Source organism: Streptomyces sp. NPDC002573, from assembly GCF_042889625.1.
In the GTDB taxonomy this organism is placed as follows: Bacteria; Actinomycetota; Actinomycetes; order Streptomycetales; family Streptomycetaceae; genus Streptomyces; species Streptomyces gibsoniae.
The window spans coordinates 37,538-50,647 of the sequence record NZ_JBIARC010000005.1 but is presented as its reverse complement, the minus strand read 5'-3'; the positions used below and the strand labels follow the sequence as shown (position 1 = coordinate 50,647).

At 70.2% G+C, this 13,110-nt stretch carries 13 protein-coding genes; 7 read left to right on the top strand and 6 right to left on the bottom strand.

Translation table 11 applies throughout. From position 1 onward, the window contains the following. Both ACFYX0_RS06755 and ACFYX0_RS06750 read left to right on the top strand, forming a co-directional pair. Positions 1-894, top strand: coding sequence for an aminoglycoside phosphotransferase family protein (locus tag ACFYX0_RS06755; protein WP_388967155.1), 894 nt, complete (start codon positions 1-3; stop codon positions 892-894). Positions 895-1,010: 116 nt separating this feature from the next. Further along, complete coding sequence (locus ACFYX0_RS06750; RefSeq protein WP_388967152.1) at positions 1,011-1,337, top strand: branched-chain amino acid transporter permease; 327 nt, start codon at positions 1,011-1,013, stop codon at positions 1,335-1,337. 38 nt (positions 1,338-1,375) lie between these two features. Here ACFYX0_RS06750 and ACFYX0_RS06745 read toward each other — a convergent pair whose 3' ends face one another. Continuing rightward, entirely contained in the window at positions 1,376-1,891 is a 516-nt protein-coding gene (locus ACFYX0_RS06745) for a GNAT family N-acetyltransferase (RefSeq protein WP_388967150.1), read from the bottom strand. A 270-nt stretch (positions 1,892-2,161) separates the two neighbouring features. On the opposite strand from ACFYX0_RS06745, the gene ACFYX0_RS06740 reads away from it, so the two are divergent. Together ACFYX0_RS06740 and ACFYX0_RS06735 are read left to right on the top strand one after the other, a co-directional pair. Further along, on the top strand, positions 2,162-3,925 hold the full coding sequence (locus ACFYX0_RS06740) for an ATP-binding cassette domain-containing protein (protein ID WP_388967147.1): 1,764 nt from the start codon (positions 2,162-2,164) through the stop codon (positions 3,923-3,925). Between the two features lie 106 nt (positions 3,926-4,031). Further along, the gene (locus ACFYX0_RS06735; protein WP_388967144.1) at positions 4,032-5,408 is read left to right on the top strand and encodes a glycoside hydrolase family 43 protein; all 1,377 of its coding nucleotides are present in this window, start codon (positions 4,032-4,034) and stop codon (positions 5,406-5,408) included. A gap of 18 nt (positions 5,409-5,426) precedes the next feature. Here ACFYX0_RS06735 and ACFYX0_RS06730 read toward each other — a convergent pair whose 3' ends face one another. Next, positions 5,427-5,891, bottom strand: coding sequence for a helix-turn-helix domain-containing protein (locus tag ACFYX0_RS06730; RefSeq protein ID WP_355906303.1), 465 nt, complete (start codon positions 5,889-5,891; stop codon positions 5,427-5,429). A gap of 141 nt (positions 5,892-6,032) precedes the next feature. On the opposite strand from ACFYX0_RS06730, the gene ACFYX0_RS06725 reads away from it, so the two are divergent. Next, positions 6,033-6,458: a nuclear transport factor 2 family protein gene (locus ACFYX0_RS06725; RefSeq protein WP_388967141.1), complete on the top strand. Its 426-nt coding sequence runs from the start codon at positions 6,033-6,035 to the stop codon at positions 6,456-6,458. A gap of 23 nt (positions 6,459-6,481) precedes the next feature. Further along, positions 6,482-6,883 carry a tautomerase family protein gene (locus tag ACFYX0_RS06720; RefSeq protein ID WP_388967138.1) on the top strand — a complete coding sequence of 134 codons (402 nt, stop codon included), beginning with the start codon at positions 6,482-6,484 and terminating at the stop codon, positions 6,881-6,883. A 12-nt stretch (positions 6,884-6,895) separates the two neighbouring features. On the opposite strand, the gene ACFYX0_RS06715 is transcribed toward ACFYX0_RS06720, so the two are convergent. The 3 genes from ACFYX0_RS06715 to ACFYX0_RS06705 all read right to left on the bottom strand — a co-directional run bounded on the left by ACFYX0_RS06715 (position 6,896) and on the right by ACFYX0_RS06705 (position 12,064). Continuing rightward, positions 6,896-7,804, bottom strand: a complete 909-nt coding sequence (locus tag ACFYX0_RS06715) for a squalene/phytoene synthase family protein (RefSeq protein WP_388967135.1) — start codon at positions 7,802-7,804, stop codon at positions 6,896-6,898. 151 nt (positions 7,805-7,955) lie between these two features. After that, positions 7,956-9,893, bottom strand: a complete 1,938-nt coding sequence (locus ACFYX0_RS06710) for an FHA domain-containing protein (RefSeq protein ID WP_388967132.1) — start codon at positions 9,891-9,893, stop codon at positions 7,956-7,958. Positions 9,894-10,186: 293 nt separating this feature from the next. Next, entirely contained in the window at positions 10,187-12,064 is a 1,878-nt protein-coding gene (locus ACFYX0_RS06705) for a protein kinase (protein WP_388967129.1), read from the bottom strand. Positions 12,065-12,370: 306 nt separating this feature from the next. Here ACFYX0_RS06705 and ACFYX0_RS06700 point away from each other — a divergent pair, with 306 nt between their 5' ends. After that, the gene (locus ACFYX0_RS06700; RefSeq protein ID WP_388967126.1) at positions 12,371-12,640 is read left to right on the top strand and encodes a hypothetical protein; all 270 of its coding nucleotides are present in this window, start codon (positions 12,371-12,373) and stop codon (positions 12,638-12,640) included. Positions 12,641-12,649: 9 nt separating this feature from the next. Here ACFYX0_RS06700 and ACFYX0_RS06695 read toward each other — a convergent pair whose 3' ends face one another. Further along, a complete protein-coding gene (locus ACFYX0_RS06695) occupies positions 12,650-13,030 on the bottom strand; it encodes a hypothetical protein (protein WP_388967123.1) in 381 nt (126 codons plus the stop codon). Positions 13,031-13,110: the final 80 nt, after the last annotated feature.

Here is a 13,110-nt window from a genome sequence, read left to right as displayed (position 1 = left end):
ATGACCGTCCGCACCCCGCTGCCGCCCACCCTGACAGCCTGGGCCGAGGGTGTCGTCGGTCCCGTCCGGTCCGTGCGGGACGTCTCCCGGCCCCGTACCCCCTCCCGGGTCTGGGAGCTGACGTCCGACGACGGCCGCGCGTACCTCAAGGTCGCACCGACACCGGCGTGCTACGCCCGCGAGACCCGCGCCTACCGTGAGGCGGCCCCCGCACTGGAGCGGGACAGCGTGCCCCAGTTGCTGGAGACCGACGCTCACCACCAGGCCCTGCTGCTGACCGCGGTCCCCGGCCGCCCCGTGGGTGCCGTCGCCCTCACCTCCGGGCAGCACCGCGCCCTGCACCGCCGCGCGGGCGCATGGCTGCGCCGGTTCCACGGCGACGCCCGGGACCTCACCGCCCGGGACCGCGCCGAGGCACGGGCCGAGGTCGAACGCGCCGTCCCCGACGCCGAGGCGTACCTGGAACGCGCCGGTGACCTCATCACGGCACCGGAGCGGGACGTCGTCCGCCGCTATGCCGTCGGGCTGGCGCTGCTCGGCCCGCTGCCCGTCGGATACACCCACGGCGACTTCGGGGAGCACAACTGGCTGTACGACTCCGCGACCGGCGCGCTCGCGGTGGTCGGCCTGGAGCGGGCCCGCCCGCACGCGGCGGTCGCCGACCTCGTCCGGCTCGCCCGCGGCCCCTGGGCACGGTGGCCCGAGCTGCGGACGGCGTTCCTCGAGGGCTTCGGACGCCCGCTGACCGGCGAGGAGGAGGCCGCGCTGCGCTGCTTCTCCGCCCTCGACGCGGCGAGCGCCATCGCCCGGGGTGCGCTCCACGACGACCCGGGGGCGACCACCCGCGGCCGCACCACCCTGGCCCGTCTGCTCACCCTGCCCGGACAGCGCTGAACCAGGCCGGAGCCGGGGCCCGACCGACGCCCCGGCTCCGCCCCGCGCCCCACCCGCTCCTGCGTGGGCCCCGCCTACGACATCGCACGCTCGCCGCCCCGCCGAGGAGACCGCCGATGCCTAGCACCTCGTATCTGACAGCCGTCCTGGTGATCGTCTTCACGATCACCCTGGCCCTGCGCGCCCTGCCCTTCGCGGTGCTGCGCACCCTGCGCGGCTCGGCGATGGCGCGACAGCTGTCGGTGTGGATGCCGGTGGGCATCCTCGCGATCCTCGCCGTGTCGGCACTGCACGGCACGATCACTCAGGACCCTAACGCCCTGCTCTACGCCCTGGTCTCCGTGGCCGTCACCATCGGCTTGCACCTGGCCTTCGGCCGCCGCACCATCCTGAGCGTGGGCCTGGGAACCACGGTCTACGTGATCCTCCTCAACGCCCTGTGACCGGTCCGCCCGATCCGTGACAGCCGGCCCTCCCGCCGTCAGGCCGGCTTCAGCTCGGTGCGGGGGTCGATGGCCCAGTGGTTGCTTCGCAGCACCCGGTCCGCGAACGTGACGTCCTGCTCGGCGACGAAGCGAAAGCCGAGGGACCGGCAGATGCCGTTCGAGGCCCCGTTGCTCGTGGCCGGGAACGCGTGCACGACGCCCCAGCGGTCTTCGACCCGCGCCTGTTCGAGCAGGGTCCAGGCCGCGCGCTTGCCCAGGCCACGGCCCTGGAACTGCGGCAGGATCATCCACCCGATCTCCGAGACGGGCCCTTCCCCGGTGTTGTGGGACCAGATCGTCACCGACCCGGCCACCACGTCGGGCGTGTCCGGATCGGGCACGATCATCTTGATCCAGGAGACATCGGCCGCCGCCTCTACGGCGTCTCGACGCACCTTGTCCGGCATGGGTTCCCGCGGCAGCGGCCCACCGAGCTCGGCCATCATCACCGGGTCGCATCGCATCCGGACGTAGGCGTCGACATCGTCCGGTGTGACGTTGCGCAACTGCACGGAGACCTCCTCGCTGCTTCGGAACACTCACATGATCCGGGGCGCCACCCGCCGACGTCCCTGATCCCACCGGCCGGCCACGGAGGACCGCCACGTTTCGGCCAACCCCACTTTCTCCGGGCGCCCTTGTGGGGCAAAGCCCCGTGCATCCCGCACCTTTCGCGAACCGCCTGAGGACGGGATCCGCAGACCGACCGAAAAACACGCGTTCGAAACCGGGGGTCGCCTCGTTGAGCCCGGCAACACCGCCACGACCTCGAAGGAGCCACGTTGACGACGACCGACTCGGGCCGCGACACGCTGCCGGGCACGAAAGCCGAAGACACCAGGATCTCGAACGCGGAACGCGAGCTGTACGGCGGCCGGCTCCGCTACGACCACTCCTTCGTACGCCACGAAGGCCCGCTGACCCGGCTGTCGTTCGGGCACATGGCCACCGCCCTGCCCCGCATGATGGGCATGGTCCTGCGCACCGGATGGCAGACGGACCCGCGGGCACTGGCCGGAGTCGTGGCGGCCCAGCTCGGCCAGGGGGTGACGTCGGCATGGGGGCTCGTCGCGGTCAACAGCGTCCTCACGGAGCTGTTCGCGGACGGCCCGACCGCGAACAAGCTGCGTGACGCCCTGCCGTCGCTGGTCCTGCTGGGCGCGACCGCGGTGACGGCGGCGCTGCTGGCGGCGTGGTCGACGGCGATGTCGGGCCGGCTGGAGCCGCAGGTGGAGCGGGCGGTGTCCGGCCGGTACTACGCGGCCGTCACCCGCGTCGAGGTGGAGGCGACCGAGCGGCCCGAGGTCCAACGCATCCTGGAGGCAGGGAAGTTCGGCACCGATTCCGCGCGGAACATGCTGCGGCTCTCGGTGGGTGTGGGCAACGTGCTCATCGGGATGGCCGCGGCCGCGGTCGTGCTGGCCTCGCTGCACTGGGCGCTGCTGCCGATGCTGCTGGCGATCGCACTTCCCAAGGGATGGGGTGCCGTCCGCTCCGCGCGCCGCGACTACATCTCGCGGCTGAACTGGGTCGATCACCGGCGGGCGATCGCTTCGCTGCTGGCCTATCTGACCCGTCCGCACGCAGCCGGGGAGATCCGCGTGCACGCGGCCGGCACCAAACTGCTGGCCGGCTATGAGGAGATGTCGCGGCTGACCGAGGCCGAGCAGCGCCGGCTCGCCCGCGCCCAGGCCTCCACCGATCTGGTCGCCGGCGTCTTCGCCGGTCTGGCGTCGCTCGCCTGCTACGGGCTGCTGTGGTGGCTGCTGTCGAACGGGGGGCTGCCGCTCGCCGTGGGCGGGACCGCGGTCATCGCCATCCGCACCTCGACCGCGCGCCTGACCTCCCTCGTCCAGCAGGTCAACAGGCTCTACGAGGAACTGCTGTTCCTCACCGACACCGAGACCGCCGTCGAGGTGGCGGGCGAACACGCCATCCCGGCGGCGGGCACCGCGCTGCCCGCCGCCGTGGACCGGGTGCGCGTACAGGACGTGTCGTTCACCTATCCCGGGTCCGATGTCCCGGCGCTCAAGCAGGTCAGCCTGACGGTCCGCCGGGGCGAGGTGACCGCACTGGTGGGCGCGAACGGCTCCGGCAAGACGACCCTGACCAAGGTGCTCGCCGGGCTGCTGCTGCCCGCCGAGGGAGACGTGTGGTGGGAGGACGGGAACGGCGCCCGGGTCGAACTGCGCGAGGCGGACCGTGCCGGTGTCTTCGCTGCGGTAGGCCTGCTCGCCCAGGACTTCCCGCGCTGGGAGATGACCGCCGCCGCGAACGTGGCCATCGGCGCCGGTGACCGCCCCCGGGACATGGACCGGGTCCGAACGGCCGCGCAGGACGCGAACGTGCTCACCCTCGTCGAGGGCCTGCCCCACGGCTGGGACTCGATCGTGTTCAAGGGCTACGAGCGGGGTGTCCAGCTCTCCGGCGGGCAGTGGCAGAAGCTGGGCACCGCGCGCAGCCTGTACCGCGGCGCGCCGTTCCTGTTCGTGGACGAGCCGACCTCCGCGCTCGATCCGCACGCGGAGATCGCCGCGTTGGATTGACGCGCACATGCCCGATCCTTACTTTCTGAACGGTTGACCGAACCATGTTCGACATGCCGAGCACCGCCGTTGTCCTCAAGGGCCCCACACACCCCCTGGAGCACGCATGGCCACCTCCCGCCGTCAGTTCCTCGGCCTCGCGGCCGCCACCCCCCTGGCCGTGACCGGCGCGCTCAGCCTCGGTGCCGGGACCGCAGAGGCAGCTGACTCGGCCTACGTGATGTGCTACTTCACCGAGTCGACCAGTCTCGGCGACGGCACGGACTACGGCCTCCATCTGGCCGTCAGCCAGGACGGGCTGGAATGGACACCGCTGAACCAGAACAACCCCGTCGTCACCCCCACGGAGGGCGACCTCGGGCTGCGCGACCCCTTCGTCCTGCGCAAGCAGGACGGCACGTTCGTCGTCCTCGCCACCGACCTCAAGGGCACCGCCTGGACGTACGTCAGCCAGTACATCCACGTCTGGTTCTCGACCGACCTGTGCACCTTCACCGGCTACCACCGGCTGAAGCTGCACGACATGAACACCCACGCCTGGGCGCCGGAGGCGTTCTGGGACGCGAGCCGGGGCACATACGCGGTGATCTACTCGGCCGTCGACGACACCGGCCACAACGTCATCATGGTGAACCACACCACCGACTTCCTGACCGCCTCCGAGCCGCAGGTCTTCTTCGACCCGGGCTACGACGTGATCGACGGCGACATGGCGGTGAGCGTCTCTGGCGTCAACTACCTCTACTTCAAGAAGAACCAGACACTGGTGGGCGCGCGCTCCACGTCGCTCGACCCGGGAAGTTTCACGGAGTTCAGCACGGCCGTCGCGCACGGCGGCACCGAGGCCCCAGAGCTGGTCAAGTCCCTGGGCTCCAACACCTGGTACCTCTACGGAGACACCTACACGCCCAACGGCGTCTTCTACGTCTGGCAGTCCGGTGATCTGTCGACGGGCACCTGGACCGCGCTCGACCAGAAGACCTACACCCAGCCGGTCAACTCCAAGCACTGCGGCATCCGCGCGATCACATCGGCCGAGTACACCGAACTGCTGGCGTTCTGGGGAACTCCGAGCAGCAACCGCCTCAAGTCGTACAACTACCCAGCCCGTTACATCCGCCATGCCGACTTCGTCGGCCGCATCGACGAGTACCCGATCGACCCGTATCTCGACTCGCAGTGGAAACTGGTCCCCGGCCTCGCGGACTCGGCGGGCGTCTCCTTCCAGTCGGTCAACTACCCGACGCGCCACCTGCGCCACCACGACTACCGGCTCCGGCTGGATGCCGACGACGGCACGTCCACGTTCGCCGGGGACGCGACCTTCTATCGCACCCCGGGCCTGGCGGACTCGGGCTGGGCATCGTTCCGGTCGTACAACTACCCGGCCCGGTACATCCGCCATTCCGACTACGTACTGCGCATCGACCCGGTCTCCACGGCCGCGGACCGGCAGGACGCGACCTTCCGAGTCGGGTACTGACCTCCGAGAGCAAGACCCCTACAGCCTGACCGCGCCCGGGCCCAGGGCCGGTTCCACCTCCGAGCCGGCGACCTCGTGCCCGCAGGAACAGCGCAGCTCGACGTGAACGGGGCCGCCGCAGCCGGAATGCCGCAGCACCACGGGCGCGCCGCCCGCACCGTCGGCGAGATGGGCGTCGCCGTACTGGAGGAGGGCGGCCAGCACCCACTGCAGGTCGTGCGCCTGGGGCGTCAGGTGGTACTCGTGGCGGGAGCGCTGCCCGGCCTCCTGGTAGCTGCGGCGTTCCAGCAGGCCGGCGTCGACCAGTTGCCGAAGGCGTTCGGTCAGGACCCGACGGGAGATCGCGAGATGGTCGGCGATCTCGTCGAAGCGGTGCAGCCCGGCGAAGACCTCGCGCAGGATGAGCAGAGTCCATCGCTCGCCGACCAGGGCCAGGGTCGCAGCGATGCTGCAGTTGCCCAGATCAAGTTCTCCCCACTCCATGACCTCAGAATACGCCAGGGTTGCCATCTGGAACTCAGCCTTGACGCCACCTGGGTTCCAGATGAAGACTTAGCCTCGACGGATTCGCTCGATTCGCTCCCCCACCTCCCACTCCCGGCCCCGCCCCAAGCAGGAGGAAACATGTCGCACAACCAGGCGGTCGTGGACGCCTGCCGACGCGCCTATTCCGGATTCGAGAAGAACGATTCATCCGATCTGGTGGCCCTGATGTCACCGGATGTGGTTTTCCATTTCCCCACCTCCCTGCCCTATGGCGGCACATTCCACGGCCGCGAAGGATTTCTCGCCTTTTATCGGGACCTCTTCGATCATTACTACGAGTATTTCAATTACGACGCACACGCGGTGCTCGACGCCGGGTCACACGTCGTGGTTCCCGTAACGGCCAGGGCGAAGGCGAGTAACGGGCGCACCATGGAAAACGAACATTGCCTGCTCTTCACCTGCTCCGACGGGCTGATCACGGAGGCGCGACTGTACGCGGACACCGCCAAGGGCCGTGACGTGATCGAGGGCCTCCGGACTTTCCCGTCGGCGGCCTCCTGACCGCACTATCGCAGGAGAACCTCATGCCCGTTTTCAACGCTCACATTCCCGCCAACCGCTTCTCGCCGGACCAGAAGCGCGCCCTCGCCGATGCGCTCAACCAGTCCCTGATAGAGGCACTCGGTATCCCCGAGGGCGACCGCTTCATCGTGATCAGCGAACACGGTGACAGCGAAATTTTCCTGGACCCGACGTTCATGGGTATGCAGCGCAGCAGCGACGCGATGATCATCACGGTGCTCCTCGGGGCTCATCGTCCTCTGGAGGACAAGAAGGCCGTGAGCGCTGCCATCAACAAGCTGGTGGTCGAGGCGCTCGGCATCTCGCCCGACGACGTCTTCATCGCACTGGTTCCGGTCCCGATCGAGAACTTCTCCTTCGGCAGGGGCGAACTCCAGCTCGCCGAAGGCGCCCCCCGCTGGTGAACGGCACAGCGGTCAGCCTCCTTTGCGCGCCCTTCGGCGAGCGCCCAGCAGTACCCGCAGCGCCGGCACCGGCGACGGCCTCGCCGAGCCGCGCAGCAGCTCGGCACCACGCGCCAGCGCGGCATCAGCGGTCAGCAGCTCGACCTCGATCAGCGCGCCCATCAGCGGACGGTAGGGCGCCGGAGCCAGAGCGGGCAGTTCCCTCGCCGCCTGCAAGGTCGTACGCGCCTGTCCGACCTCATGGGCCACCAGCTCCCGCACGCCCGGTGCTTCGCGCCCCGCGGCCATGTCCTCCAGCTTGACGGAGAAGAGTTCCAGCGTCTTCGCCGGGATGCCCAGCCGTCCCTCCCGCAGGTCCTCCGCGATGTCGTTGACGAAGTCCAGCCGCTGGCTGCCGTCCATGAACGTCCGGCAGGCCGCCCGATACGACCCGTCGTCCTTCTCCGGCCCCACCAGCGCGCCGACCAGCATGAACGCGGGCAGTGAATAGGCATCGACATAGGCCTGGTAGTCCGCCTCGTCGTGGAATCCGGCGAACTCCAACTCGGCTGTAGCGGTGGACAGATACTCCTCCACTGTCCTGCGAAGCCGCGGGTGCGCCGCGATGGTGTGAGCCAGCGTGCGGAGCAGCGGATCACCGCTCACACCGGTGTCCAGCACCTGACGCACCTGCTGTTCCCAAGACGCCCACCTCGCGGCTCGCTGCGTCTTCGTACCGGTGTCCAGAAGGTTGTCCCCGTGGTGCATCACGGCCGTCGCCGCGACCACATGGGGCAGCATCGGCCGCGGGAGCAGCAGCTGAACCGCCAGATATGAGGTACGGCGGAAGCGCGACACCAGGCGGCGCTGGGCGTCGTAGTCCCTGCGTAGCGCCGGTTCCCGGATCCCCGCCGCGTCCAGGCTCTCATTCCATGCGTTCATGACTTGATCGTATGTGTGGCGACTTGAACGCCGTGGCCGTCTCCGGCTCTGCGTGGTGGATCGCGAAAGGGGGGCCCGACATGTGCCGGGCCCCTTCTTCCGGCAGCGGGACGAGATACGACCCTGCGATCTCAGGGACGGAGTCCTGGCATCACGCCGGGTCGAGCGCCCCCGGCTGCCGCGGGTCCGCCGGCCGGCCCATGACGCGCGGATCGGCGGGGCGGCCGACGAAGACCGGGGAGTCCGACTGGTAGAAGATGTCGATGTCGGCCTCCTCGCCGCCGACGATCAGCGTGTCCCAGGCACCGCTCTCCTGGAGGGTCCGCAGGGTAGACGGAGCCAGGGCGGACAGGTGGCTGCGCAGTTCCTCGTCGCCGGGCATTCCGGGGAGGCGGGGAGCGAGGCGCTCGCGGATCGCGCCCATGCGGTCCAGCAGGATGTCCAGATCGGACCGCTCGGCGCCGGGTTCGGCGACGACCCGGTCCCCCTCCATGCTGTCCGCGATGATGTCCTTGATGGCGCGGGTCGTGCCTCGTTCGTCGGTGGTGACCATGGCGTTCCAGGCCCGGCTCTTGTGCCTGTACTGAAGCATGGACATCGCCGCCTCGTGCCGGATGAAGTCGGCGTCGCGCAGCGGACGGCCCTGCCAGACCCGGCTGAGGGAACGGGCGAGGGAAACGGCCGACGCGAGGCCGCTGTTGAGGCCACGGCCGGGCCAGAAGTGGATGGCGTTGGCCGCGTCGCCCAGCAGGAAGCCGTAGGTTCCGGGGGTCGTGGCGGTGGGGCGGGTGAGCTGGGCCGTGAACCGGGGCCGCTGCACCATGTCCAGCCGGAACGAGGTGATGGCGGTGAGATCGTCCTCGGCGACGCCGAACAGCCGCAGGCCCTCCCGGATCCGCTTCCACAGCGGCGAGCTGCGCAGCAGGGCGGGCAGGAACAGGGTGCCATGGGTCGGGCAGACGAACTCGTTGTCCTCCTGGCGGCTCATCAGGCAGGGCCGGGCCGCGACGCACTCCTCGAAGACCTGCCGGACCGGGTCGATGCCGATCACGTTGCCGGCCTCCTCCCGGGTCAGCCTCATGTTGAGGAACCCCTCGCCACGCAGCGAGTTGAGCAGGAACCGGTTCTGCGCCACGGTGAGCAGGACGCTCATGGGGTCCGAGAGCTGGGACTTGACCCGCAGTCCCAGCACCAGGTCCTGAAGGTGCTCCCCGTCGAGGGAGTAGATCGAGGAGTCGGCCGCGCCGAAACGGTCCGCGAAGTGCTCTCGGGTGCGCGACCGGCCGCCCTCACCGATCACCAGGACGTGTTCCTGGGAGAGCCGGTTCTGCTGCTCCGACGGATCGAACCGCTTCGGCACCAGGCGGATCGCGGGCTTGGCGTTGGCCAGCTCCAGCAGCTTGTCCTCGATGTAGGCGATCCGGATGTTGCGCGGCGGGCGGCCGTCCACGGAGTCCGGTCCCAGGGGCCACATCTCGGAGAATCCGCCCGCGTCGAACAGCGCCGACCGCATCTCGTCGGTGAGTGCGAGGTACTGCCGGCTCTGGACGGTGACGACCTGCTGGCGGCGCACGTTGCCCTGGGTCTCGTCCTTCCAGACCACGGTGGAGCCGTTCCTGATCCACCGGCCGTCGTAGACGGTGATGGCGACCCGCCCCGACAGAGCGTTCTCCAGCAGCAGGGCGAAGGCAAGGCCGACCGGGCCGCCTCCGGTCACCGTGACCCGCAGCTCGCCCGGGTTCGCCGCCGCATTCGAGCGGGGCAGGTCGAGCTGGGAGAGGTCCATGACCGTCTCCAGGGCCTCCTGCGTCTCGAACAGGAAGGTCTCGTCGCCGATGCGTATGGAGTCGCCGGGCGCGAGCACATGACGGGTGACGCGCTCCTCGTTGACGAAGGTGCCGTTCTTGCTGCGGTCGTAGAGGACGTACGCGCCCTCCTCCGCCACGATCTCGGTGTGCAGGCGGGAGGCGCTCACGCTGACGATGATGACGTCGTTGTCACTCTTGCGTCCGAACCGCAACGGGGCGCTGCCCAGAACCACGCTCTGACCGGCGAAGGGACCCGTGCGTCCCACGATGACCGACGACACAGAAACTCCTTGCGAAAGTCTCGGGTGCGGGCAGAGAAACCGCACCCTGCGGTTGATCCGCTACGAGGAGGGGAGCGGTACCTCACTCCCACAGAACTCCGGTCCAGCAGCTCTCACTTGACCGGTGATGTCCGAGCCGGCCCGGAAGCGATCCGACTCGTACTGGTTGAAGTATGGCGGATGCGCGGGAATGACTCGGTTGCGCAGCACCGGCCTTGATGCCCGGTCACCAGTGCTGTGGCCGACAAGGTTTGCCGGGCGTCGCGAGCCGGCGAACCTTTCCGGTCGCAGCACTAACCGCCCGTCGTCGAGTCGCATGTCACCGAGAACGGCACCGCGTTGGACACCGCCTCGAACGGCGAGCGGATCTCGACGGCCATCTTGCTGCGGAGCGTTCCGGTCTGCGCGTACGTCGACAGGCGCACCGTCTCCTGATGGGTGCGGGGGCCGCCTTCCGGGAAGGCCAGCGTCCGCCACTGCCGGTCGATCACGGACCCGTTCGCCGAGACCCAACGGTACGAGAACTGGAAGGGCAACTGGGAGACCTTGAAGGTCGCGGTGAACCAGGGAGCCTGTGAGTCCGCCGGGGGACAGTCGCCGACATACGTGGTCGCGCCCCCCTGCACGGTGACCGAGACGGGCTGTTCGGCGGTCTGGTCCGACCCGCTGCCCGCCCCGCCGGAGGCGGCGCTCTGCGCCTGCTTCGTGGGCGAGCCGCTGCCCTTGCGGCCCCCACCGTCGCCGCCGGCGAGCGCATAGCCCAGACCGCCGACGAGCAGCGCGAGCACGGCCGCTCCCGCCGCGGTCAGATACCCGACGCGCCGGCTCCGCCGCTCGGGGCCCTGGCCGGACGTTTCGGCGCCCCCGGGCGCGAGCGGCGCGGAGACGGCTGTGGGCACGGGTTCTGCCGCCGGCCCGGCCGCTACGGTGGCCGACTCGTCGTTGCCCGAAGCCGAGGCGGCCTCCGGGGCCCGGGAGTCGGGGGCGTCGGGGTGTGCCGGGGCCGTGGGGGTGGCGACCGTGGCGGTGGGTGTGTCGACCGGGGCCGCGGACATGTCCGCCGCCGGTACGTCGACCGTGGCCGTCGCCCCCGTTTCCGGCGCGGCGGGGGCGGCGGCGGTGACGTCCGTGACTTCTTCCGGGCCAGACGGTGACGCCGGAACAGTCGCTGTCCGGGCCGCGGTTGTGGTCGTGGCTGTGACCGGGGACGTGGCCGTGGACGTGGGTGCGGTCTCCCCGAGCGGGGACTCGGCGGTGGGCAGCTCTCCGGTGGCCGATGCGGGCAGCGGGGCGGCGGACGGCGTTGCCGTGTCGGCCCCGGAGACGGCTTCGGCACCGGCGAGGTGCAGTTCCTGCTCGGCCTGTTCGACCGGCATCCGGTCGTCAGGGTCCTTGCGCATCAGGCCTTCGATGACGGACACGAGGGGCCCGGCCCGGTGCGGCGGGGGCAACTCGTCGTCGACGACAGCGCGCAGAGTGGCCAGCGGGGTGGTCCGGCGGAAGGGCGAACGGCCCTGGACGGCCGTGTAGAGCAGCGCCCCGAGGGACCACAGGTCCGACGCGGGGCCGGGGTTCCGGCCCAGTGCCCGCTCCGGCGCCAAATACTCGGGAGAGCCGACGACCTCACCGGTCAGCGTCAGCGCGGAGTCCCCCTCCACGGTGGCGATGCCGAAGTCGGTGAGCACCACCCTGCCGTCGTCCGCGAGCAGGACGTTGGCGGGCTTCACATCCCGGTGCAGCACTCCGGCACCGTGCGCGGCGCGCAGCGCGGCCAGCACCTCGGCACCGATGCGCGCGGCCTCCCGCGGTGCGAGGGCGCCCTCGGAGCCGATCACGTCGGCCAGCGACCGGCCGCGGACCAACTCCATGACGATCCAGGGTCGGCCGTCGTCGGTGGCGACGTCGTGGACGGTCACGACGCCGGAAGCGCTGATACGCGCCGCCGCCCAGGCCTCCCGCTCCAAGCGGGTGTACATCCGCTCGATCTGCGCCGCGGCCAGTCCGGCGGGAGGCCGTACCTCCTTGACGGCGACCTCGCGGTGCAGCACCTCGTCGAGGGCGCGCCACACGGTGCCCATACCGCCCTCGCCGAGAACGGCCAGCAAGCGGTACCGACCGGCGACCAGCCGTTCGGCACCCGCGTCCGGCGACGCCGTGTTCTGTTGTGGCATGAGGGCCGTACTCCCTGTCCTGATGCGAACGGCCGAGGAGTGGCGACGCCCCCGTCCGATCCGTGGCCTGCCGGGGCGGGATCCCTTCGGTTCGGCCACGGCCGGACGTGTTCCGCCGACGTTCCGCCGCCGCGGAACGACCGCCGACCACCACGCCGATGACCGCAAGGACACAGCCCCTGGACAGTATGATCAAACACCCGAAGTTCGTGAAGTGCGGACCAGGGCAGGGGCTCGTCCTACGGCTCAATGTGGGGAAGTTGTGACGAGACGACCACGGATACGTGGCAAGCCGTGCGGCAGCCCATGGCTCTCAGCCGCGGCGGATCGCGCCGACTCGCGTATGGCCCTCGTCCGGCGCGTCCTAAGACGTTCCACCACCCGGAGGTCGGCGACCTCACCCTCGGCCACCAGTCCATGGAACTCGAGGGCACCCCGGACCACCGCCTGGTCGTCCATCCCGCCGAGCCGGACACACCCGAGTACGACGCCCGGGTCCCCTCGACATACTCGGCTCCCAGCCGTCACCGGCGGGACGGGCACGGCCCGAACCCTCCTCCTGACCCCACCCGGTGATCCACATCGTCAGTTGAAGTGAGCGACCCGCCGTGGCGCCGGGGCCGCGCGCAGGCGGTCGGGCAGTGTGCCGTCGTCGGGCATTCCGGCCTCCAGCCACGCGGCGACCGTCTCTGCGTCGGCCTCGGTCACGAGCGGCCCCAGGCGTACGACGGCGCCGCTGGGCCGGCGGTCGATCCCGCACGGCTGCACTGCGGCATGGACGTCGCGACCCCAGCGGCAGTGCAGCACCTGCTCCAGGCAGCCAGTGACGACCATGACCCCGTGCGGGCCGGCCCGTACCGCGCGGCGCAGCGCGTCCATCACCCGGCCGGTCGCGTCGGCGCCACAGGAGCCGCAGACGACAAGGGTGAAAGGTCGGCCCCGAGGGCCGTATGCCGCATGGCTCATCTGCCTGTTTCCTCCGCAAGGCTCAAAGGGACCCCCACTCCTCCCACGTACGGCCCAACTTGCCTGCGGATCAGGTGAGT

Coding starts and splice junctions, on each gene's coding strand:
- ACFYX0_RS06755 (WP_388967155.1), top strand. CDS start 1: ATGACCGTCCGCACCCCGCTGCCGCCCACCCTGACAGCCTGGGCCGAG.
- ACFYX0_RS06750 (WP_388967152.1), top strand. CDS start 1,011: ATGCCTAGCACCTCGTATCTGACAGCCGTCCTGGTGATCGTCTTCACG.
- ACFYX0_RS06735 (WP_388967144.1), top strand. CDS start 4,032: ATGGCCACCTCCCGCCGTCAGTTCCTCGGCCTCGCGGCCGCCACCCCC.
- ACFYX0_RS06730 (WP_355906303.1), bottom strand. CDS start 5,891: ATGGAGTGGGGAGAACTTGATCTGGGCAACTGCAGCATCGCTGCGACC.
- ACFYX0_RS06725 (WP_388967141.1), top strand. CDS start 6,033: ATGTCGCACAACCAGGCGGTCGTGGACGCCTGCCGACGCGCCTATTCC.
- ACFYX0_RS06720 (WP_388967138.1), top strand. CDS start 6,482: ATGCCCGTTTTCAACGCTCACATTCCCGCCAACCGCTTCTCGCCGGAC.
- ACFYX0_RS06715 (WP_388967135.1), bottom strand. CDS start 7,804: ATGAACGCATGGAATGAGAGCCTGGACGCGGCGGGGATCCGGGAACCG.
- ACFYX0_RS06705 (WP_388967129.1), bottom strand. CDS start 12,064: ATGCCACAACAGAACACGGCGTCGCCGGACGCGGGTGCCGAACGGCTG.
- ACFYX0_RS06700 (WP_388967126.1), top strand. CDS start 12,371: ATGGCTCTCAGCCGCGGCGGATCGCGCCGACTCGCGTATGGCCCTCGT.
- ACFYX0_RS06695 (WP_388967123.1), bottom strand. CDS start 13,030: ATGAGCCATGCGGCATACGGCCCTCGGGGCCGACCTTTCACCCTTGTC.